Origin of the sequence: Archangium lipolyticum, from assembly GCF_024623785.1 — a bacterium.
Classification (GTDB): Bacteria; Myxococcota; Myxococcia; order Myxococcales; family Myxococcaceae; genus Archangium; species Archangium lipolyticum.
Genome location: NZ_JANKBZ010000041.1, coordinates 58,860 through 79,760 on the forward strand (window position 1 = coordinate 58,860; position 20,901 = coordinate 79,760).

Here is a 20,901-nt window from a genome sequence, read left to right on the forward strand (position 1 = left end):
CGCCGTGAACAGGTAACCTGCACGGCCTCGCGCCCGCTCAAGGTTCCTGTTCATGCTCCCCGTCCTCGTCCACTTCACCTTCACCTCCCTCTGGTCCCAGCTGTTCCTGTACGCCCTGGCGCTCGGCGTGGTGGCGTACATCGCCCACAACGGCTGGCGCGGCGCCGAGGGCACCCCCAAGGCCCAGGGCGAGAAGCCCCCTCCTCCCACGCGGCAGGAGCGGCTGGTGCGCGCTCTCGTCTATGGCGCCATCGGGGCGGTGCTCGCGTGGTTCGGCCTGAAGTACGCGCTGCCCGCGGACGCCATCCCGGGCGGCAAGGGCGAGGGGCTGCCCCTGCACACCTACGGCATCCTGCTGGCCACTGGCTTCCTGACGGCCACGTCGGTGGCCTCGCGGCTGGCGCAGGAGGAGTGGCGCAAGATGATGTGGGTGCCGGACGCCCGCGGCGGCGGCCAGTGGGTGGACGTCGAGGGCCCTCGCAAGCGCGAGGCGTTGATGGACCTGGCCTTCTACGTGCTGGTGGGGGGCCTCGTCGGCAGCCGCGTCCTCTTCGTGCTCGTCAACTGGAAGGACTACTCGCGCGACTGGTCCCAGGTGTTCTCGCTGGGCGGCGGGCTCGTCTTCTACGGCGGCCTCATCGGCGCGGGCCTGGCGGCCTTCTACTTCGCGCGCAAGAACGGCATGGACTTCCTGCGGCTGGCGGATCTGGCCATCCCCACCGTGTCGCTGGGCCAGTGTCTGGGGCGCCTGGGGTGCTTCTCCGCCGGGTGCTGCTGGGGTGACGTCACCGCGGCGGGTGCCCGCTTCGCGGCCCACTTCCCGGGTTCCGGGGTGGCCCGGGACATCTTCGGGCGGCTCACGGGCACCTCCAGCCTGGCCTTCCAGTCGCAGGCGCAGGACTCGCGCTACGTGGTGGAGGCCTCCGGGGAGATCCTCCACCAGGCGGCTCCCGGTGCCGTGCGCATCTCCGAATGGGTCGCCCAGCACGGCACGACCCTGCCGGTACACCCCACGCAAATCTACGAGTCGATCGGCCAGCTGGTGCTCTTCGTGGTGCTGCTGTACGCGCGCCGCTTCCGCCGCTTCCACGGGCAGATCTTCGCCCTGTGGCTGATGAGCTACGCGGTGCTGCGCACCACGGTGGAGCTGTTCCGCGGCGACACCGAGCGCGGTACCCTGCACGGCCTGCTCGAGTCCCTGGGCGCCCGGGGGCTGGCGGACGCGGTGCCGCTGGAGGCCTGGTACAACATCTCCACCAGCCAGTTCATCTCCCTGTGCATGTTCACCTTTGGTGCGACTTTGCTGTACCGGCGGATTCGCAGGGCAGGCGAGACGGCTGGCGTCGGTCCGACACCGAGCCCTGCCTGAGGTTGATAAGCGGGCCCGTCTTGGGGACACTCGGGGTTGCCCATGCCGTACGAGCCCAAGTCGTCCACGAAGAACCAGGTCGCGAAGCCCGGAGCTTCGACGAAGTCGTCCGCCAGGCTGGCCGCGAACGATGGGGATACGAAGTCCGGGATGCCCACGAAGTCGGGCAGCGAGGTGGCCCTCCAGGAGTGTGACGCCATCGAGGCCGATCTGGCGGCCCTGAAGGTGACCTACGAGCACTACTTCATGGGAATCGACCGCACCCCGCCGACGCGGGTGCACGAGGACCTGAAGAAGCGTGTGGAGAAGCTCAAGAGCAGCTTCGTGCGCAACACGGGCGCGAAGTTCCGCGTGCAGGCCATCCACAGCAAGTTCATGAGCTACGAGCGGCTCTGGACGCGCACGCTGCAGGAGATCGAGAACGGCACGTACAAGCGGGACGTCGCCAAGGCCAAGCGCCGCGTCGAGAAGAAGCCCACCGCTCGCGGCACCGGGGCGACGCAGCTGCCCGATTCCGACTTCGACGTGGACGAGGTGAAGCCGCCGTCCATGGCGCCGCTGGTGCCGTCGGTGGCGCCGCTGGTGCCGTCGGTGGCGCCGCTGATTCCTCCGGTGGCACCCGTCGCGGGGACGCCGGCCCGTGGCTCGCCCCTGCCGTCGATTCCCTCGGTGGCGCCGCTGGTGCCGTCGGTGGCGCCGCTGGTGCCGCCGGTGGCGCCCGCGATTCCTCCCGTGGCGCCCGTGGGGGCCCGTCCTCCCGCCGCGCGTCCGGGGACGGGGACACCCGCCGCCGCGCGCCCCGCCGCGCCGCGTCCTCCCGCCGCCAGTGGCGCGAGCGACCTGTCCGACGACAAGCTGAAGTCCGTCTACAACGCCTACGTCGCCGCCAAGCGCAACAACAAGGAGGACACCTCGAAGATGAGCTACGACTCCATCGCCGCCTCGCTGCGCAAGCAGGTGCCGGAGCTGATGAAGCAGCACGGCGCCAAGTCGGTGGAGTTCAAGGTCGTCATCAAGGACGGCAAGGCCGTTCTCAAGGCCGTTCCCAAGTAGGGCGTGCGCGGATGAACCAGGACCTGGAGTCGCTCAAGTCGAGGGTGAGCCGCCTGTCGGTGATGATTTTCGACATCGACGGCACGCTCACCGACGGGCGCATCTTCTGGGTGCCCAACTCCGGCTGGACGCAGATGTACAGCGTGCGCGACGGCATGGGCATCAAGCGGCTTCAGGAGGCGGGGCTGGAGGTGGCGGCCATCTCCGGCGGCGACAGCCTCTCGGCGCAGATGCGGATGCAGTCGCTGGGCCTCAAGCACGTGCACTTCGGCAGCCAGGACAAGGTGGCCCACTTCGAGAAGCTGCTGGAGCTCCTGAAGGTGACGGCGGACCGATGTGGGTACATGGGGGATGAGCTGGTGGACCTGCCGCTGCTCAAGGCGGTGGGGTTCTCGGCCGCGCCCCCCGAGGCCCCGGACGAGGTGCGTTCACAAGTGCACTATGTGGCGCAGCGGCCGGCGGGCTTCGGCGCGGCGCGCGAGGTGTGCGAGTTCATCCTCCGTCACCGGCAGGTGCCCTGAGCGTCCTGGAAGGCGGGCCATCTGTCCGGTCCTGGAAGCCGCCCCGGCAGGTGACGTCCGTGTCATGCGGGGGGGAGGTTGTCCAGTGGGGGGGTGCTCCCTAGTTTGCGCCACGCGCGAGGACCCGGACGGGTGCTCGCGGATGTGAGCAGGCAAACGCACTGGACTCCGAGGTGGGCGATGGCAGGTGGGACGCGGCGCAGGTGGCTCGGGCTGACGGCGGTGGCGCTGTGGCTGGCGAGCGGATGCGCGGCGCCCCCGGAGGACGCGCAGGCACGTCTGGCGGAGGACCTGGCCGAGGAGAAGCGCATGGACGCGGCGCTCGACGAGGTGGAGACGCGTCTGTTGGGCAATCAGGCCAAGATGCACCTGTGGCAGGAATTGGGTGAGCGGCACCAGCGGGTGTCGGCCATCCAGTGCCGCGTGGCCGACGAGCACCTGATGGGCATCGCGAGGAACCTGGAGCAACAGGAGCGCAAGGCGCGCGACCTGCAGAGGCGCCGGCGCATGGCGTCGGTGGAGCTCACCTCGACCCGGCAGGACCGGTTGAGCAACTAGCCGCGCCCGGCCGAATCCGGGGATTCTCCCGAAGCACGGGCGAAGCACGGTGTGGCAAGGGTGGAGAGCGGGCGGGCGGGCTCGCCCTTCCGTGACGGCGCCGCCGAATCCGGCTACAACTCCCGCCCCGTGAGAACCCGGATTGGAGCACTCGTCCTTGCCGCCGCGGCCGGGCTCTTCGGCTGCGACACTCCTTCATCCGAGGGGTGCGCCTCGAAGCAGGTGGTGCCCGTGACGGACGTCCAGGGCGACGTCCTGCGCTGCACCGCCTCCGAGGATTGTCCCCGCTCCTCGCGCGTGTCGCTGTGCGTCACCGACACCGACTCCTTCGAGGAATGCATCCGCTGCGAGAACACCCAGTGTGTCCGCATCACCCCGGAGGCCTGCTAGTGCGACGCCTGATGCTGCTCCTGGCCCTCTCGCTCTCCACCGGCTGTTCCCGGCCGAGCGCCACCGACCACATGCAGCGCGCTCGCGATGCCATCTTCGAGAAGCGCCCCGACGAGGCGCTCGTGGAGTACCGCAAGGCGCTGGACGCCCTGCGCATCGACGATTCCGCCCAGGCCCAGGTCATCAAGGCCCGCGCCCTCAAGGGCGCCGCGGACGTGTACTGGCTGGAGATGCGCAAGGTGAAGGAGGCGGTGAGCGTCTACAAGGAGCTCATCGTCCAGTGCCCCGAGTCACCCGAGGCGCTGGAGGCCCGCGTGGTGCTCGCCGAGCTGCTGCGCGTGCACTTCCGGGACCTGCGTGGCGCCATCGACCAGCTCACCGCGGCGCTGGCGCGCAACCCGCCCCAGGGCGCCGAGCTGCACTACCAGGTGGCCAAGCTGTACTTCGAGCTGCAGGACTACCAGCAGTGCGTGCTGGAGTCGCGCAAGCTGGCCGAGCGCTTCGCCACCAGCGCCTTCGTGGACGACTCGCTCTTCCTGCAAGCCCAGGCGCTGCACATGCAGGCGACGCAGGCCCAGCCCGGCACGCCCGAGGTGCAGCGCTTCCGTCAGGAGGCCTCGCGCACGTACGCGGACCTCATCGCCCGCTTCCCGGACTCGGAGCTCGCTCCGCACGCCACCTTCGAGATGGGCAAGCTGAAGGCCGAGGCGGGGGAGAACGAGAAGGCCATCGAGACCTGGGTCCAGGCCCTCAAGACCCACCCGGAGCCCGCCATGGTGCAGGACTCCATCGCCCGGGCCCGCCGCCGCATCGCCGCGACGTCGGCCGAGATCAGCCACACGTCCGCCTTCGAGCACAAGAGCCGGGCTCCCGTGGCAAGGCACCGCTCCTCGGTGGAGGCCGTCGGCGGCTCGGCCGAGGAAGCCGCTCGCGACCACGGCGACTGAGGCGCTCCGGCGGCTAGGCCGGGACGCCCTCCAGCACGGTCTCGAACAGGGGCGCGGCCACGTGGGGGTCGTCCGCGTCCGCCACGAGCAGCAGGTGGATGCGGCCCTGCTCCACCCGCGCGTCCACGCCCTCGAGCTTCACCTTCGCATCCACGCCGTCGAGGAACAGCGGCGTTCCATCCGGCGCCAGCACGCCCACCGCCGAGCCCATCACCGCGCCATCCGCGTAGGCATCCCGGGTGTCCTCGGCGGCGGCGGTGAAGACGAGGCGGCCGTCTGGCAGCGGCGAGGCATCCGTGAAGGACAGGCGCACGTTGCCCGCGCGGCCCAGCTCCCAGCGGCGCACGGTGCGCACCACGTCGGGTTGTAGGGGCTCGCCGGCCCCGAGCGTGCGCAGCACCCGGCCCGCGTCCAGGTCCACCACCGCGTCCGTGCCCTGGTCTCCGTTGCCGCGGTTGAGCAGCCGCAGGCGCACGCCCGCCACCGCCGCGCCCTCCACGTTGAGCGGGCCCAGCTCGCGGGTGAGCTGCGCGTAGACGCTGGTGAAGTCCACCTCGCGCGCCGGGCCGCCGATGCTCCCGTCCTCCGCCAGCGGCACCAGCGCGCCCTTCATCCGCACCGATGTGCTTCCCGAGGGCACCGCCAGCAGCGCCCCGTGCGGCGCGCCGTCGAGGCTTCCCAGCAGGCAGAGCGCCTCCAGGTCCGGCTTGAGTGCCTTGCGGGCCTTGGGCTCCAGCGGCAGCTCGCCTGGGAAGAGGCGCGAGAGCTGCCCCGGGGCCTCGCCCTCCCGAGGGAAGGTGGCCAGGAAGAGTGAGTCGTCCGCGACGACGTGGAGCCAGTTCCCGGCGCGCACGAGGCCACTCGCGGCCGACACGTGCGCCGTTCCGCCCGGCGTCTCGGGCGATTGCAGGGTGAGTTTCCGGCGCTGGGTGAGACGGAGCATGGGGGACCTCGGGAAGGGCCGTGGTGTGGCGATATCCTCACCCCAACTCTCTTTCTGGGGTGATTCGATGACTTCTCATGTCGTCCGGCAGGTCATCGCGCTGGTGGTGTTGTGCTGGGGGGCCTCGAGCGGGTGTGTGACGAATTACCTGTCCGAGCGCGACATCACCCACCCGAACAATGTGACCCCATCCCCTGGAGCCAGAGCCGCGCCTGGAAAGTGGGAGGGGCCATGGAAGGAGTATTCCTCCGCGAGTGCGTTGAGGGCGACCTTCTACTATGGCCCCTGGCAGTGCAACAGGCAGTGGATGGCGTCTTGTCAGCGGGAATGCGCTGAGCTGGGCCGCAGGCTCATGGGCTGCATGTGGCTGGCCGATATCAAGTACGACTGGCGGGGTCCCGTCATGCCGCTCGAAGCCGGGAGTCGCTATGCCCTCTACCACTGCTGTTGCGACTTCCCCACGTTGAAACCGGCGGACAAGGAGCCCTTGCGCAAGCAGTGGGAGAACGCGCGGGAGGGCCTTCGCCGGAAGTTCGCCGATATCTACGGGGAGTGGCCCAAGAGCGGAAACACCCACTGGCCAGGGCATCACATGCGAGACCTCTGGCATGGAGGCAATCCGACGGACCTCGGAAACGTCATGCCCGCGCAGCCCGACATCCATGGGGTCTACAACGAGGAGTACCCCCGATGTTACGAGGGGCGCCCGCCCTGGAATACGGTGGAGGCCGACCTGCCCAACATCGACCGATGACGATGCCAACGTCCATGCGCGACCTCCTCGATGAGGTCTCCCGTGATCACTTCCCGTACCCGCCTGCCACCCTCGAGCAGCTCGATGCGTTCGAGCGGCGCGTGGGTTGGACGCTGGACCCGGAGCTGCGTGCCTTCTATCTGCATTGCAACGGCGCGGAGTTGATCAAGCCACTGCCGGACTGTCCCTACCGGATGTTGCCTCTGTCCGAGATCATCCGGGCACGTGTGGCCCTCCGAGGCAGAGACGAGGATTCACGCGGGCCTGCCTCCCTGTACGCCATCTGCGACGTGCAGGATGGCAACTACGTGTTGATCGACGTGAGCCGGCAGGAGCATGGGTGTTACCCCATCATCGATGGTGACCACGAGACATGGCCGAACATGGAGTACTGCCGTCAGTTCGCCGGCTCCTTCTCTGAGTTCTTGGAGGGGGCGTTACGAGCCCGCAGCCCAGGCTATTGGCTGAGAGGGTGAAGCCTCCGCCGGTGCTCCTGTGCCTGCTTGTCGCGCAGCAGCAGGTTCCACGTCTGCGGCTGTGAGGCCAACAGCTTGAGCCAGGTATCGATCTCTTCGTCCTGTTCCTTGCTCACACCCTTCAACTTCCGCATCACTGGCTCGGCCTTCGAGAGGCCCAGCCGCGCGATGCTCTCCAGCATGGCGCTTCGCACCTCGCTCGTGGGCTCCGTGGCGAAGCGCTCCGTCAGCGCTCGCATCGTCCGCCCGGCCTCGCCCACCGACACCGTACCCAGTGCCTTCGCCGCCGCCGCGCGTACCTCCGGGTGTTCGGAGCGCTGGAACAGCTCGCGCACGGTGTCCACCGCAGGCGCTCGCGCCGCTTCGATGGACGAGGCTCCCAACAACCCCGCCGCTGTCTCGGGGTGGTTCGCCTCCTTCGCGAGCGCCACCGCCTCCTCCGCCACTCCCTGGAATCGCCCGAAGTTGCGCCCGGCCTCGTCCTTCAGGTTCCCCACCACCGCCTCGCGCACCTCGGGCGCCGCGTCCTTCACCCACCCGCGATAGGCGTGGCGCGTGGACTCGCTCCTGGCCAGCACCTCGCTGGCCGGCTCGCCCATGGCCCTCAGCGAGCGCACCATCACCGCCCGGCGCCTCGGATCCGACTCGCGCGCCGCCTTGTCCACCACCCGCTCCAGCACACCCCGCTCTCCCGTCAGGTTGAAGCGCGTCACCCACAGGGCCGACAGCGCCTCCAGCACCTCGGGGTCCTGCTCCGCTTCCACCTTCGCCCACAGTTGCTCCGGCGGCAGGCTCTCCAGGATGCCGCGCAGTTGCTCCACCACATAGCGGCGGTACGCCGGTGAGTCCTTGCCCTGGCGATACTCCTCCACCAGGGAATCCAGCGCGCACGGCACCTCCTGTAGGAGGCCTTCGGGCGGGATGCTCTTCTCCTCGGCGGCCGGAGCCGGTGCCGTCGGTGTCCGCTCCTCTCCCGCGCTCGCGTCATCTCGCGAGGCCACGGTGTTACGCGCCTCGGCCGGGGATTCCCTCGCCGTGCCCGAGCGCCACAGCCATAGGCCCACGAGCGCGGCGAGCAGCACCACTCCGGCACCCAGCCACGTCTTCCCCTCTCCCGTGCTCATCGCCTACCCCTCGCACCTGTGGCGGATGGCCTTGAGAGGGAAGACCCGGTCGAAGTCGACCTGGCCCGCGTCATACAGCCCCTTGAAGTCGGCGTAGTCCCGCTGGAAGCGCGCGTCCTGCCGCGCGAAGTCCTTCAGCAACGGCAAGGCCTTGGCACCTCCGGCACGCATCGCGAAGCGCACGAGGGCCCAGCGCACGCATTCGTTCTTCTCCCGGGGGAAGGCCTCGCGGAAGGCACCCAGCACGGCCTGGGTGTCACGCCCCGAGGACATCACCAGCGCGGCCATCTCGCGCACGCCGGGGGCGGGGTCCTCGGTCAGGAACCTCGCCAGCTGTTGGAGCGACTTCCCCTCGATTCGCGCGTTTGGGTAGGTGCCCATCTCCAGGGCGAGGCTCCGCACATCGGAGTCGGTGGAGTCGAGCGCCACCTCCAGCAACCCGCCCATGTATGGCTCGAGCTCGCCGGTACGCCGGAAGTCGTTGTCCATCACCCGGCCGATGGTGCGCACCGTGTTCATGACCACTCCCCTGGCGAGCGTGTCCCTCCTGGCCAGCGTGGTGAGGCGCTCCAGCAGGGCCGGCTCGAAGCGGTGCTGTGTCTCCAGCGCCATCAGCGCGCTGGCCTGGTGGTCGGGGTCCGGGTGCGTCTCCGCCATGCGGGCGAGCCGCTCCACTACCTCGGGGGCGCGCACGGCTTCCGTCTCGCGCACCGCGCGCAGGTAGAGCGACAGCTCGGGCTCCCGCGCCGCCTCGGCCCACTCGAGCACCTGGAGCGCGGCGCGGGCATCCCCTCCGATGACCTCGGCGAGCCGCTCCTCCAGGAAGCGCTGCGCGGCCAGATCTCCTCCGGCGAGGGCCTGCTGGATGGCGGCGCGCACGCCCTCGAGCCCGTACGGCGCCTCCCGCTTCAAATAACCCTGGTGGCAGGTGAGCTTCGGGAGGCGTGGCTCGGCGATGGGCCGCTCATCCACGGCGGAGGCGGAGGGGGCTCCCAGCGTGGCGAGCAGCGCGGCGGCGAGGCGCCAGCTCCGGGCTCCTCCGGCGCACCCGGGCGTTCGCGAGGCGTTCGACATCTCTCTCCGACCCTCTGTATAGGCATCCGGGCACGGGAGCGGTATAAACCCGACGCCGTGGAAAGTTCTCCCACCCGCAGATAACGGTAAAACCTGAAACTGGCGGCGCGGTGTAGACGAATGCATGGCGGGAAACAAGCGGCCAGCCGATGACGGAAGAGTGTCGCCGGTGGGCACACACGCCGCGTGCTATGGAGCCCTCATGAACCACTCGCAGAGCAAGGCCCTCTTCTCCCGCGCGCAGGAGCGTATCCCGGGTGGAGTGAATTCCCCGGTGCGTGCCTTCCGTGGTGTCGGCGGTGAACCCGTCTTCTTCAAGGAGGGCGCGGGCGCGTGGCTGACGGACGTGGACGACAACCGGTACGTGGACCTGGTGGGCAGCTGGGGTCCGCTCATCCTCGGCCATGCCTACCCGCCCATCGTCGCGGCCGTCACCGAGGCGGCCCGGCGCGGCACCACCTTCGGCGCTCCCACGGACCTCGAGGTGCAGTTCGCCGAGCTCATCTGCGCCACCGTGCCCAGCGTGGAGAAGGTGCGCCTGGTCTCCAGCGGCACCGAGGCCACCGTGGCCGCCATCCGGCTGGCGCGCGGCTTCACCGGCCGCGACCACATCCTCAAGTTCGAGGGCTGCTTCCACGGCGCGGGTGACCCCTTCCTGGTCAAGGCGGGCAGCGGCGTGGAGACGCTGGGTCTGCCCGACTCGCCGGGCGTGCCCAAGGAGGTGGCGGGCCTCACGCTGACCGCCCCGTACAACGACCTCGGCGCCGTGGAGCGGCTCTTCGCCCAGCGCGCCAAGGACATCGCCTGCGCCATCATCGAGCCGGTGGTGGGCAACATGGGCGTGCTCATCCCCGAGGAGGGCTACCTCCAGGGCCTCCAGGCGCTGTGCCGCGCGCACGGGGTGCTCTTCGTGCTCGACGAGGTGATGACGGGCTTCCGGCTGGCGCGCGGCGGTGCGCAGGAGGTCTACGGCCTGCGTCCGGACCTGAGCACCTTCGGCAAGGTGATTGGCGGCGGCATGCCGCTGGCGGCCTACGGCGGGCGCCGCGACATCATGTCCAGGATCGCCCCCGAGGGCCCGGTGTACCAGTCGGGCACGCTGTCGGGGAACCCGGTGGCGGTGGCCGCGGGCATCGCGAGCCTTCAGGCGCTGCGCGCGCCGGGCGTGTACGAGCGCCTGGACTTCGTCGGCCGCGAAATCGAGGCGGGCCTGCGCGCGGAGGCGGAGGAGGCGAAGATTCCCGTCACCATCAACCGCGTGGGCAGCATGTTCACCGTCTTCTTCACCGAGGGGCCGGTGTTCGACTACGCGAGCGCGAAGAAGGCCGACACGGCGCGCTACAGCCGCTTCTTCCACCAGATGCTGGAGGAGGGCGTGTACCTGCCGCCCAGCCAGTTCGAGGCGGCCTTCCTCTCGCTGTCCATCAACGAGCCCGAGGTGGCGCACATCCTCCGGGCGGCCCGCAAGGCGTTCCGCGCGCTTGGACAAGGCGTCTGAACAGGAGGCGCTCGCGCGCCCGGAGTCCATTCCCTTCGGCTCCTACACCCTGGTGCGGCGCATCGGGTACGGGGGAATGGGAGAGGTGTTCCTGGCGCGCGAGGAGGGGCCGGGCCGCGCCTGCGTGGTGAAGAAGGTGCTGCGCGGCCTGGCGGGCAACCCGCAGTTCCTCGCCCGCTTCCGGGACGAGGCGCGCGTGGTGGTGCGCCTGTCCCATCCCAACATCGCCCGCGTGTGGGCCATGGGCGAGGTGGCCGGAGAGCTCTACCTCGCCATGGAGTACGTGCAGGGCAAGACGCTCAACCGGCTCGCCTGGCGGCTGCGCAAGCAGGGCCGGGTGCTGCCCCTGGGCCTGGTGCTGCTCATCGGCGAGCGGATGTGCCAGGGCCTGGCCCACGCGCACGACGTGACGGACGAGCACGGGCAGCCGTTGCACCTGGTGCACCGCGACCTGTCGCCCGCCAACGTGTGCATCTCCTACGCGGGCGAGGTGAAGATCATCGACTTCGGCGCCGCCCAGTCCACGCTCAAGGAGGCGCAGACGGCGCCCAGCGTGGTGATGGGCAGCATCGCGTACATGGCGCCGGAGCAGGCGCGCAAGAAGCCCGTGGACCGGCGGGCCGACGTGTACGCCACGGGCGTGGTGCTCTGGGAGCTGCTCGCCTGGCACCCGCTGCCGCAGAAGGGGGATGTCGTCGAGCGCTGGAAGCGCGCGGCCTACCCCAGATGGGAGCCGCCGGGACAATACCGCCAGGGGCTGCCGCCGGAGGTGGACGCGGTGGTGTTGAAGGCCCTGTCCGCCGAGCCCGGCGCCCGCTTCCCGGATGCGGTGGCGCTCGCCGAGGCGTTGCGCGCCCTGCGGGAGAAGTACGCGCCCGGGGTGGACGACGCGGACCTGGCGCGGCTGATGGGCGAGGCCTTCCCCAAGGAGAAGGCGGTGGAGGACGAGGTGCTCGCGGAGCTGTTGCGCGCCAATCCCTCGCCCCAGCATCCGCTCTCCGAGAAGGAGCTGCCCACCTTCGCGCCCCCCACCGCGCTGGCCTTCGAGCACCGGGCGCTCGACGCGCCTGCGGACTTCGTGCCCTCCGCCGAGGTGGAGCTGGTGGAGGAGTCCCGGCCCCGGACACCGGCTTCCGTCGAGGCCCGGACCCAGACGCCGGCGACCTCGCGCGAGGTGCGGGTGGCCTTCGACGTGGATGTCACCGGTGAGGTGGCGGTGGCGGGACGGGACGGGACGTCTGGGCTGGTGCAGGCCATCGAGGAGGGCGGCGAGGACGAGGCGCCCGTGCCGGCCAGCGCTACGTCCCGGGCGTGGGGGATCGCCGCCGGGCTGTTCCTCGCCGCGCTCGTGGCGGGTTTCCTGGCCATGTGGCTGTTTCGGTGATGTGAGCGGGGGTCGCATCCAGCGGCCCCCCGTTCCTCGCGGTTCAGCTCCGCTTCTCCGGTCCTTTAGGGGAGGCTGCTTCCGAGGGAGCGACTCCTCACGGGGAATTTCGCGCTCTTCCCGGGGGCTATCTCGGATTGAACACTGCCGTGGGGCCGCTGTGGGACGGTATTTTTCGCCCCAGTCACCGCCGGGTCTCGTGTGTTACACGCGGCCTCCAGGAGGCATTCGTTGACCACTCGTATCCACGAGATTCTCAAGAAGTACCCTTCCGAGCTGCTCACTGAGTGGTTCACGTCCATGACGACCGGCGGGATGCGCCGCGACGCGCTGCTGAAGGAGGGCGAGCTGCGTGAGCAGTGCGCCGAGTTCCTCCGGCTGCTGACGCAGGCCACCGAGCACGGCAACGTCACCGACATCACCGGCAGCGGGTTCGCGTCCGTGCGGGACATGCTGGAGCGGCTGTCGCGCTCGCGCAGCCTGCAGGGCTTCTCCCCGTCCGAGACGGCCACCTTCATCTTCAGCTTCAAGCAGCCCCTGTTCGACCGGCTGCGCCGCGAGCTCGCCAGCCAGCCGGAGGCGGTGGCTGACGCGATGTGGGGTGCCACCCTCCTGCTGGACAAGATGGGCCTCTACACCACCGAGGTGCACCAGCGCACGCGCGAGGAGGTCATCGTCCGCCAGCAGCAGGAGATGCTGGAGCTGTCCACCCCCGTGGTGCAGATGTGGGACCGCATCGTCGCCCTGCCGCTCATCGGCACGCTGGACAGCGGGCGCACCCAGACGGTCATGGAGACGCTGCTGCAGCGCATCGTGGAGACGGGCGCGGAGATCGCCATCATCGACATCACCGGCGTGCCCACCGTGGACACGCTCACCGCCCAGCACCTCATCAAGACGGTGACGGCCACCCGCCTCATGGGCGCCGAGTGCGTCATCAGCGGCATCCGGCCTCAAATCGCCCAGACCATCGTCCACCTGGGCGTGGACCTCGCGGGGGTGGTGACCAAGTCCAGCCTGGCCGGAGCCTTCAGCTGGGCCCTCAAGCGCCTCAATCAGAGCCTCGGCAGCCAGGGACAGCGCGCGCCGGGCAAGGTCTAGGGGGCCCCATGGAGCGCATTCCCATCCTCCGCATGGGCAAGGTCCTGCTGGTCACCATCCAGGTGGACATGCATGACCAGCTCGCGGTGACCCTGCAGGATGACCTGACCGCGAGGATCGTCGAGACCGGCGCTCGCGGTGTCCTCATCGACATCTCCTCGTTGGAGGTGGTCGACTCCTTCATCGGCCGCATCCTGGGGAACATCGCCACCATGGCGCGCGTGCTGGACGCGCAGACGGTGGTGGTGGGCATGCAGCCGGCCGTGGCCATCACCCTGGTGGAACTGGGCATGTCCCTGCCCGGAGTTCGCACCGCGCTCAACGTGGAGAAGGGCATGGCCCTGCTCCAGGCCTCCATCAAGGCCGACGAGGCCGAGCCAGAGGTCCTGGATGCAAGTCTTGAGGACTGAGGTCATGCCCATCCGCTCGTCTCAGGACCTGGTGGTGGTGCGCCAGGCGGTGCGCACGTGGTCGGCCGAGCTCAAGTTCAGCCTCGTGGAGCAGACGAAGATGGTGACCGCCGCCAGCGAGCTGGCGCGCAACACCCTGGACTACGGCAAGGGAGGACAGGTGACCTTGCAGGTCCTCCAGGACGGGCTGCGCAAGGGGCTGCGCCTGTCCTTCGAGGACCAGGGGCCGGGCATTCCCGACATCGAGCTGGCGCTGCGTGACGGGTACACCACGGGTGGTGGCATGGGGCTCGGGCTGGGGGGCGCCAAGCGGCTCGTGAACGAGTTCGACATCGTCTCCAAAGTAGGGGAGGGAACCCGGGTCACGGTGACGCGATGGAAGTGAGCTCCACGGCGATTGCAGTCACGGAGAGCAGCCAGGCGGGCCATGCACGCCGGACGGCTTCCTCCCTGGCCGCCCGCCTGGGGTTCAACGAGGAGGCCCAGGGCAAGGTCGCGCTCGTGGTGAGCGAGGCGGCCAAGAACCTGGTCGCCCATGCGCGCGAGGGTTTCATCCTCCTGCGCCCGCTCCACGCCGGCCCCCACGTGGGCGTGGAGATGCTCGCGGTGGACAAGGGGCCGGGCATGGCGGACGTGGAGCGCTGCCTGCGCGACGGCTACTCCACCGCCGGTACCGGCGGCTCGGGGCTGGGCGCCATGCGGCGGATGGCCTCCCTCTTCGACATCCACTCCGTGCCCGGGGTGGGCACGGTGGTGCTGGCGCAGATGTGGTCCAGCAAGCCGCCTCCGTCCTCCGTGGACGTGGGCGTGGTGTGCGTGCCCAAGTCCGGCGAGGAGGTGTGCGGGGATTCCTGGGCGGTGGACACCAAGGGGGACCGCGTCTTCTTCCTCGTGGCCGATGGCCTGGGCCATGGGCCCGAGGCGGCGCGGGCCTCGCGCGCGGCGGTGGTGTCCTTCCTGGAGCAGGGCCCCAACGAGCTGGTGGAGCTGCTGCGGGGCATGCACCCGGAGCTGCACAGCACCCGGGGCGCGGCGGTGGCCCTCGCGGCGCTGGACGGGTCCCGGCTGCACTTCTCCGGGGTGGGCAACATCTCCGCGGCCGTGGTGTCGCCGGAGGGCATCCAGAGGATGGTCTCCATGAATGGGACGCTGGGCCACCAGTCGCACCGCATGCAGCAGTTCAGCTACACGTGGGGTCCGGGGTCCACCCTGGTGATGTGCTCGGACGGGCTGGCCACCCAATGGCGGTTGGACGGCTACCCCGGGCTGCTCGCCCGTCATCCCAGTCTGGCGGCCGGTGTGCTGTACCGGGACTTCGCCCGGGGCCGGGACGACGCGACCGTGCTGGTGGCGCGAGTGGCGGCCGGTGGGGGCTCGCCTTGAGCTCCTCTCTCTTCCAGGCCGAGCTGCGCACCGGACAGGACGTGGTGAACACCCGGCAGCGTGGGCGCCACATCGCCCAGGCCCTGGGCTTCGACGGGCAGGATCAGGTGCGCATCGCCACCGCCATCTCCGAGGTGGCACGGCTCGCCGCTTCCAGCTCCAACGGCCACATCGAGTTCCTCCTGGAGGATTCGCCCGTGCCTTCCCTGCTCGTGCGGGTGAAGGCATCGGCGTCCAACGATGGGCTCGTCGCGGGCAGTACGCCGGACACGCTCCGGCCGGGCCCCGCGCTCGCTCCCGCGCAGCGGTTGATGGACCGGGTTGCGCTGCGGCCGGACGGCGAGGGCTGGCTCCTGCTGGAGATGGCCCAGCGTCTGCCGCGTGCCATCTCTCCGGCCACCCAGGTGGTGCAGGAGCTGCGCGGCGAGCTGGAGCGGCAGCGGCGGGCCAGCGCCGCGGACGAGCTGCAGCGGCAGAACGAGGAGCTGCTGCGCACGCTCGAGGAGCTGCAGGCGCGCAAGGCCGAGGTGGAGCGGCTCAACCGAGAGCTGGAGGAGACCAACCGCGGCGTGGTGGCCCTCTACGCCGAGCTGGAGGAGAAGGCCGAGGCGCTGCGCCGGGCCTCGGACATGAAGACGCGCTTCATCTCCAACGTGAGCCACGAGCTACGCACCCCCATCAGCTCCGTGCTCAACCTGTCGCGGTTGATGTTGGACCGCATCGACGGGCCGCTCAACACCGAGCAGGAGAAGCAGGTCCTCTTCATCCGCAAGTCCGGCGAGGCGTTGCAGGAGCTCATCGACGACCTGCTGGACCTGGCGAAGATCGAGTCCGGCCGGGTGGAGGTGCTGCCCACGCACTTCTCCGTGACGGAGCTGTTCGGCGCGCTGCGCGGGATGCTCCGGCCGCTGCGCGTGCACGAGGGCGTCTCGCTCGTCTTCGAGGAGCCGCAGGGCCTGCCGGAGCTGCACACCGACGAGCGCAAGCTGTCGCAGATATTGCGCAACCTCGTCTCCAACGCGCTCAAGTTCACCCAGCGGGGCGAGGTTCGGGTCTCCGTGGCGTCCGGCCCCAACGACACGGTGGTGTTCTCCGTGCGGGACACGGGCGTCGGCATCGCTCCGGAGGACCAGGAGCGCATCTTCGAGGAGTTCGTACAGGTGGAAGGCCCCCACCAGCAGGGAGTCAAGGGCACCGGCCTGGGCTTGCCGCTGTCACGGCGGCTGGCGGAGCTGCTGGGCGGTGCACTCACGGTGGACAGCCAACCGGGCCAGGGCAGCACCTTCCACGCGGCGGTGTCTCGCGACTACACCCAGCGGCAGAAGGGGCAGGGGGAAGAGGACGGCTCCTCCCAGACGTTGGAGCGTGACTCCACGCATGCCCGTACGGTTCTCATCATCGACGACGACGAGGTCGCCCGCTACCTGCTCCAGCGCCTGCTGGGGGAGGCCTCGCTCCAGTTCCACGAGGCCGCGACGGGCCCCGAGGGGCTGCGTCTGGCCGGTGAGGTGCGGCCCGCCGCCATCCTGCTGGACATGTCGCTCCCCGGGATGGATGGCTTCGAAGTGCTGGAGGCGCTCCGGCGCGAGCCCTCCACCCGGCAGATTCCCGTCATCATCCATACCAGCCGCTCGTTGACCGAGCAGGAGCGCGGGCGTCTCCTTCCCCATGTCGTGGGCATCCTCTCCAAGAGCGGGCTCACCCGGGAAATGGCGCTCGAGCTCATCCAACGGGCGCTGTCCAGCTCGGGACACCGACCCGGAGGCTCTTCCCCCCCTACCTGACCGAGCCCTTGAGGAGACCGCCGCGTGTCTCATAGGGAACCCATCCTCCTCAACATCAACGACAACGACGCCAACCGGTATGCGGTCACGCGCATGCTGCGGGCCGCGGGCTTCCAGGTGTTGGAGGGAGGCACCGGCGCCGAGGCGCTGCGGCTGTCGCTCGAGTCTCGGCCGGACCTGGTCATCCTCGACGTGAAGCTGCCGGACCTCAACGGCATCGAGGTGTGCCGGCGGCTGAAGGCGGACCCGCGCACGTCGGGCATGGCCGTGCTGCACCTGTCGGCCAACTACGTCCGCACCGAGAACAAGGTGGAGGGGCTGGAGAGTGGCGCGGACGGCTACCTGACGCAGCCGGTGGACTCGGCGGAGCTGCTGGCCACGGTGCGCTCGCTGCTGCGCATGCGCCGGGCGGAGGAGGAGGCGCGCGCCGCGGCGCTGCAGTGGAAGACGACCTTCGACTCGCTGGGGGACGGGGTGTGCCTGCTGGACCCCGGGGGGCGGGTGATGCGCGCCAACCGGGCCTTCGTGTCACTGCTGGGGTTGTCCGAGGGCCAGGTGTTGGGGCGTCCCTTCGACGAGCTGATGCGGGCCGCGGCGGGGACCGAGGCCGAGCTGCCCCCGAGCTGTGGAGGGCTGCTGACGTGCCGCGAGGAGACGGAGGCGTGTCTGGGGACGCGCTGGTACCGCGTGGCGGCCAACCCGGTGGAGGGCGCGGAGGGCACGGTGGTGGGGGCGGTGCGCGTCCTCACGGACATCACCCCCCGCCGCGAGCTGGAGGACGCGCTGCGGCAGCGGGCGGCGGACCTGGCGGAGGCGGACCGGCGCAAGGACGAGTTCCTGGCGATGCTGGCGCACGAGCTGCGCAACCCGCTGGCGGCCATCGTCAACGCGCTGCACCTGGCGGAGGCCACGCAGCCGGACGGCGCGGAGTCCAAGGCGATGCGGGTGATGGTGCGGCAGAGCCAGCACATGGCGCGCATGGTGGACGACCTGTTGGACGTGTCGCGCTTCAACCGGGGCCACATCGAGCTGCGGCGGGCACCGGTGGATCTGCGGCAGGTGGTGCAGCACGGCGTGGAGGCGCGCCGGAGGGCCCTCGAGGAGAAGAACCTGCGGCTGGAGGTGGCACTGCCCGCTGTCTCGGAGAACCTGTGGCTGAACGGGGACGCCACGCGGCTGGAGCAGGTGGTCTCCAACCTGCTGGACAACGCGAGGAAGTACACCGAGCCCGGAGGCCACGTCTTCGTCGGGGTGGCGGTGGAGCGGGGCGCCCGGGGGCGGGAAGCGGTGCTGCGCGTGCGTGACACGGGCATCGGCATGAGCCCGGAGTTGATGTCGCGCGTCTTCGAGCTCTTCGTCCAGGCGCAGCAGCAGCTGGACCGGTCCCGGGGTGGACTGGGCATCGGGCTGACGCTGGTGCGGCGGCTGGTGCAGCTGCACGGCGGCGAGGTGTCGGTGCACAGCGAGGGAGAGGGCAGGGGCAGCGAGTTCGTGGTGCGCCTGCCGCTGGAGGCGGAGCAGGCGGTGGCCGCGCCCGCGCCCGAGGTGAGGACGGCGAGCTCCGAGGAGCCCTCGCCCCGGCGGGTGCTGCTGGTGGAGGACAACGAGGACACGCGCGAGGTGCTCCGCGAGCTGCTGGAGATGTGGGGGCACGAGGTGCAGGTGGCGGAGGACGGCTTCAAGGGCGTGCAGCTCTTCCCCTCCCTGCGGCCGCACGTGGCGCTGGTGGACCTGGGGCTGCCGGGGATGGACGGCTTCCAGGTGGCGCGGAGGATCCGCGAGAGCGAGGGCGGAGGCGACGTCTTCCTGGTGGCGCTGACGGGCTACAGCGGCGAGCACCGGACACAGGCGGTGGAGGCGGGCTTCAACCTGCACATGGTGAAGCCGGTGAAGCCGGACGAGCTGGAGCAGTTGCTGGAGCGGCTGCCCGGGTAGGCCCATCGGTCATCCCCATGGACCCCCAACCTGCGCTATGTGGGGGGCATGGCGATTGAGACAGAGACGGGGGCAGCACTCCCCTTCGACCGCTTCTGGGACTGGATCCTGGACCACACCAACTGCATCCTCAGCATCGGCACCGAGGACTCCTGGCTCTACGACGCCGAGGCGCTCCACTGGGTGCTCTTCTCGGAGGAGAACGGCACGCCCGTGGTGCAGCTCATCCTGGGCAAGAGGCTGGTGGGGGAGATGGTGCTCGACACCACCGACCTGCTCCAGGTGCAGGTGACGCCGGATCCGGACAACGTGGAGCGCGGTTACTTCCTCTTCAAGGTGATGGGGGGCCTCAAGTCGGCGCCCCGCGTGCGCTACACCTTCCAGCTCGCCCACGGGCTGGAGAACCTGCCCACCACCACCCACGTGGCGGGGCTCAAGCACTGAGCCCCACCCCCGGGGCGCTCACGACTTCTTCGAGGGCTTGTTGATGTCCGCGAAGAAGTCGTTGCCCTTGTCGTCCACGACGATGAAGGCCGGGAAGTCCACCACGTCGATCTTCCAGACGGCCTCCATGCCCAGCTCGGGGTACTCGAGCACCTCCACCTTCTTGATGCAGTCCTTGGCCAGCCGCGCCGCCGGACCCCCGATGGAGCCGAGGTAGAAGCCCCCGTGCTTCTTGCAGGCCTCGGTGACCGCGGGCGAGCGGTTGCCCTTGGCCAGCATCACGAAGCTGCCTCCCTGCGCCTGGAACTGGTCCACGTAGGCGTCCATGCGGCCCGCCGTCGTCGGACCGAACGATCCCGAGGCGTACCCCTCGGGCGTCTTCGCCGGGCCGGCGTAGTAGACCATGTAGTCCTTCAGGTACTGCGGCATGCCCTCGCCGCGGTCCAGGCGCTCCTTGATCTTCGCGTGCGCGATGTCGCGCGCCACCACCATCGGGCCCGACAGCGACAGGCGCGTCTTGATGGGGTAGCGCGACAGCTCGGCGCGGATGTCGGCCATGGAGCGGTTCAGGTCGATCTTCACCACGTCGCCCGACAGATCCGCGTCCTTCGTCTCCGGCAGGTACTTCGCCGGGTCCGTCTCCAGCTGCTCCAGGAAGACGCCGTCCTTGGTGATCTTCCCGAGCGCCTGCCGGTCCGCCGAGCAGGACACGGCGATGGCCACCGGGCACGAGGCGCCGTGGCGGGGCAGGCGGATGACGCGCACGTCATGGCAGAAGTACTTGCCGCCGAACTGGGCGCCGATGCCGGTGCGCTGGGTGAGCTTGAGCACCTCCTGCTCCAGGGCCACGTCGCGGAAGCCGCGGCCGAGCGAGTTGCCCTCGGTGGGCAGCGAGTCCAGGTAGCGGGCCGAGGCGTACTTGGCCGTCTTCAGGGCGAACTCGGCCGAGGTGCCGCCCACCACGATGGCCAGGTGGTACGGCGGGCAGGCCGCGGTGCCCAGCGAGCGGATCTTCGACTCCAGGAAGGTCAGCAGGCTCTGCGGATTGAGGACCGCCTTCGTCTCCTGGAAGAGGTAGCTCTTGTTGGCCGAGCCGCCACCCTTGGCCATGAAGAGGAACTTGTAGGCGTCGCCGTCGGTCGCGTAGAGCTCGATCTGCGCCGGGAGGTTGTTGTTGGTGTTGACCTCCTTGTACATGTCGAGCGGCGCCATCTGCGAGTAGCGCAGGTTGGCGGTCTGGTACGTGTCGAAGACGCCGCGCGAGATGGCCGCCTCGTCGCCACCGCCGGTAATCACGTACTGGCCCTTCTTGCCCATCACGATGGCGGTGCCGGTGTCCTGGCAGGAGGGCAGCACGCCACCGGCGGCGATGTTGGCGTTCTTGAGCAGCTCGAGCGCCACGAAGCGGTCGTTGGACGAGGCCTCGGGATCCTTCAGGATGTTCGCCAGCTGGTTGAGGTGGCCGGGCCGCAGCAGGTGGGAGATGTCACGCATGGCCTCGCGGGTGAGGAGCGTGAGGGCCTCGGGGGCGACCTGGACGAAGGTCTTCCCGCCAGCCTCGAAGGTGGAGACGTAGTCCTTGGTGAGCAGCCGGTAGGGCGTCTCGTCCTTGCCGAGCGGCAGCATGTCCTGGAACTGGAAGTCGTTCATCGTGGCCTTCTCCAACGTTTTTCTGGACCTGGAGCGGGGAGCCTGTCCCCATTCGACCCCGGTTGTCAGCCGTGAGCCGCCCGGCCGGAGAAACTTACCGGAA

Annotated in this window: 21 protein-coding genes; 17 read left to right on the forward strand and 4 right to left on the reverse strand. The window is 69.8% G+C overall.

Going from position 1 to position 20,901, the window contains the following annotated elements; genetic code table 11:
• Positions 1-52: 52 nt before the first annotated feature.
• From NR810_RS46335 to bamD, 6 genes are all read left to right on the forward strand, one after another.
• A complete protein-coding gene (locus tag NR810_RS46335) occupies positions 53-1,369 on the forward strand; it encodes a prolipoprotein diacylglyceryl transferase (protein WP_257462121.1) in 1,317 nt (438 codons plus the stop codon).
• A 42-nt stretch (positions 1,370-1,411) separates the two neighbouring features.
• On the forward strand, positions 1,412-2,422 hold the full coding sequence (locus NR810_RS46340; RefSeq protein ID WP_257462123.1) for an MXAN_5187 C-terminal domain-containing protein: 1,011 nt from the start codon (positions 1,412-1,414) through the stop codon (positions 2,420-2,422).
• 11 nt (positions 2,423-2,433) lie between these two features.
• Positions 2,434-2,943: a KdsC family phosphatase gene (locus NR810_RS46345; protein ID WP_257462124.1), complete on the forward strand. Its 510-nt coding sequence runs from the start codon at positions 2,434-2,436 to the stop codon at positions 2,941-2,943.
• A gap of 180 nt (positions 2,944-3,123) precedes the next feature.
• Positions 3,124-3,501 (forward strand): hypothetical protein, encoded by a 378-nt coding sequence (locus tag NR810_RS46350; RefSeq protein ID WP_257462127.1) that lies wholly within the window; start codon positions 3,124-3,126, stop codon positions 3,499-3,501.
• 51 nt (positions 3,502-3,552) lie between these two features.
• Positions 3,553-3,891: a hypothetical protein gene (locus tag NR810_RS46355; protein ID WP_257462128.1), complete on the forward strand. Its 339-nt coding sequence runs from the start codon at positions 3,553-3,555 to the stop codon at positions 3,889-3,891.
• Complete coding sequence (bamD, locus tag NR810_RS46360; RefSeq protein WP_257462130.1) at positions 3,891-4,838, forward strand: tetratricopeptide repeat protein; 948 nt, start codon at positions 3,891-3,893, stop codon at positions 4,836-4,838. Before NR810_RS46355 ends, bamD begins: the two co-directional genes overlap by 1 nt.
• 13 nt (positions 4,839-4,851) lie before the next feature.
• Here bamD and NR810_RS46365 read toward each other — a convergent pair whose 3' ends face one another.
• Positions 4,852-5,781, reverse strand: coding sequence for a DUF6929 family protein (locus NR810_RS46365; protein WP_257462132.1), 930 nt, complete (start codon positions 5,779-5,781; stop codon positions 4,852-4,854).
• 67 nt (positions 5,782-5,848) lie between these two features.
• Here NR810_RS46365 and NR810_RS46370 point away from each other — a divergent pair, with 67 nt between their 5' ends.
• Positions 5,849-6,535 carry a hypothetical protein gene (locus tag NR810_RS46370; protein WP_257462133.1) on the forward strand — a complete coding sequence of 229 codons (687 nt, stop codon included), beginning with the start codon at positions 5,849-5,851 and terminating at the stop codon, positions 6,533-6,535.
• Positions 6,536-6,549: 14 nt separating this feature from the next.
• A complete protein-coding gene (locus tag NR810_RS46375) occupies positions 6,550-7,011 on the forward strand; it encodes an SMI1/KNR4 family protein (protein ID WP_257462134.1) in 462 nt (153 codons plus the stop codon).
• Here the strand turns inward: NR810_RS46375 and NR810_RS46380 are convergent.
• Positions 6,993-8,135: a HEAT repeat domain-containing protein gene (locus NR810_RS46380; protein ID WP_257462136.1), complete on the reverse strand. Its 1,143-nt coding sequence runs from the start codon at positions 8,133-8,135 to the stop codon at positions 6,993-6,995. The genes NR810_RS46375 and NR810_RS46380 overlap by 19 nt on opposite strands.
• 3 nt (positions 8,136-8,138) lie before the next feature.
• The gene (locus NR810_RS46385) at positions 8,139-9,209 is read right to left on the reverse strand and encodes a hypothetical protein (RefSeq protein ID WP_257462138.1); all 1,071 of its coding nucleotides are present in this window, start codon (positions 9,207-9,209) and stop codon (positions 8,139-8,141) included.
• Positions 9,210-9,411: 202 nt separating this feature from the next.
• On the opposite strand from NR810_RS46385, the gene hemL reads away from it, so the two are divergent.
• The 9 genes from hemL to NR810_RS46430 all read left to right on the forward strand — a co-directional run bounded on the left by hemL (position 9,412) and on the right by NR810_RS46430 (position 19,148).
• A complete protein-coding gene (gene hemL, locus NR810_RS46390; protein WP_257462139.1) occupies positions 9,412-10,707 on the forward strand; it encodes a glutamate-1-semialdehyde 2,1-aminomutase in 1,296 nt (431 codons plus the stop codon).
• Entirely contained in the window at positions 10,691-12,091 is a 1,401-nt protein-coding gene (locus NR810_RS46395; RefSeq protein WP_257462140.1) for a serine/threonine-protein kinase, read from the forward strand. Before hemL ends, NR810_RS46395 begins: the two co-directional genes overlap by 17 nt.
• Before the next feature lie 231 nt (positions 12,092-12,322).
• Positions 12,323-13,192: an STAS domain-containing protein gene (locus NR810_RS46400; RefSeq protein ID WP_257462141.1), complete on the forward strand. Its 870-nt coding sequence runs from the start codon at positions 12,323-12,325 to the stop codon at positions 13,190-13,192.
• Positions 13,193-13,200: 8 nt separating this feature from the next.
• Complete coding sequence (locus NR810_RS46405) at positions 13,201-13,602, forward strand: STAS domain-containing protein (protein WP_257462142.1); 402 nt, start codon at positions 13,201-13,203, stop codon at positions 13,600-13,602.
• Positions 13,583-13,987 (forward strand): anti-sigma regulatory factor, encoded by a 405-nt coding sequence (locus NR810_RS46410; RefSeq protein WP_257462143.1) that lies wholly within the window; start codon positions 13,583-13,585, stop codon positions 13,985-13,987. The genes NR810_RS46405 and NR810_RS46410 overlap by 20 nt, the downstream gene beginning before the upstream one ends.
• Complete coding sequence (locus NR810_RS46415; protein ID WP_257462144.1) at positions 13,978-14,985, forward strand: ATP-binding SpoIIE family protein phosphatase; 1,008 nt, start codon at positions 13,978-13,980, stop codon at positions 14,983-14,985. Before NR810_RS46410 ends, NR810_RS46415 begins: the two co-directional genes overlap by 10 nt.
• Positions 14,982-16,769, forward strand: coding sequence for an ATP-binding response regulator (locus NR810_RS46420; protein ID WP_257462145.1), 1,788 nt, complete (start codon positions 14,982-14,984; stop codon positions 16,767-16,769). Before NR810_RS46415 ends, NR810_RS46420 begins: the two co-directional genes overlap by 4 nt.
• A gap of 24 nt (positions 16,770-16,793) precedes the next feature.
• A complete protein-coding gene (locus tag NR810_RS52700; protein WP_257462147.1) occupies positions 16,794-18,704 on the forward strand; it encodes a response regulator in 1,911 nt (636 codons plus the stop codon).
• A 48-nt stretch (positions 18,705-18,752) separates the two neighbouring features.
• Positions 18,753-19,148 carry a hypothetical protein gene (locus NR810_RS46430; RefSeq protein WP_257462148.1) on the forward strand — a complete coding sequence of 132 codons (396 nt, stop codon included), beginning with the start codon at positions 18,753-18,755 and terminating at the stop codon, positions 19,146-19,148.
• An 18-nt stretch (positions 19,149-19,166) separates the two neighbouring features.
• Here NR810_RS46430 and NR810_RS46435 read toward each other — a convergent pair whose 3' ends face one another.
• Positions 19,167-20,798, reverse strand: a complete 1,632-nt coding sequence (locus NR810_RS46435; RefSeq protein WP_257462149.1) for a fumarate hydratase — start codon at positions 20,796-20,798, stop codon at positions 19,167-19,169.
• Positions 20,799-20,901 lie beyond the last annotated feature (103 nt).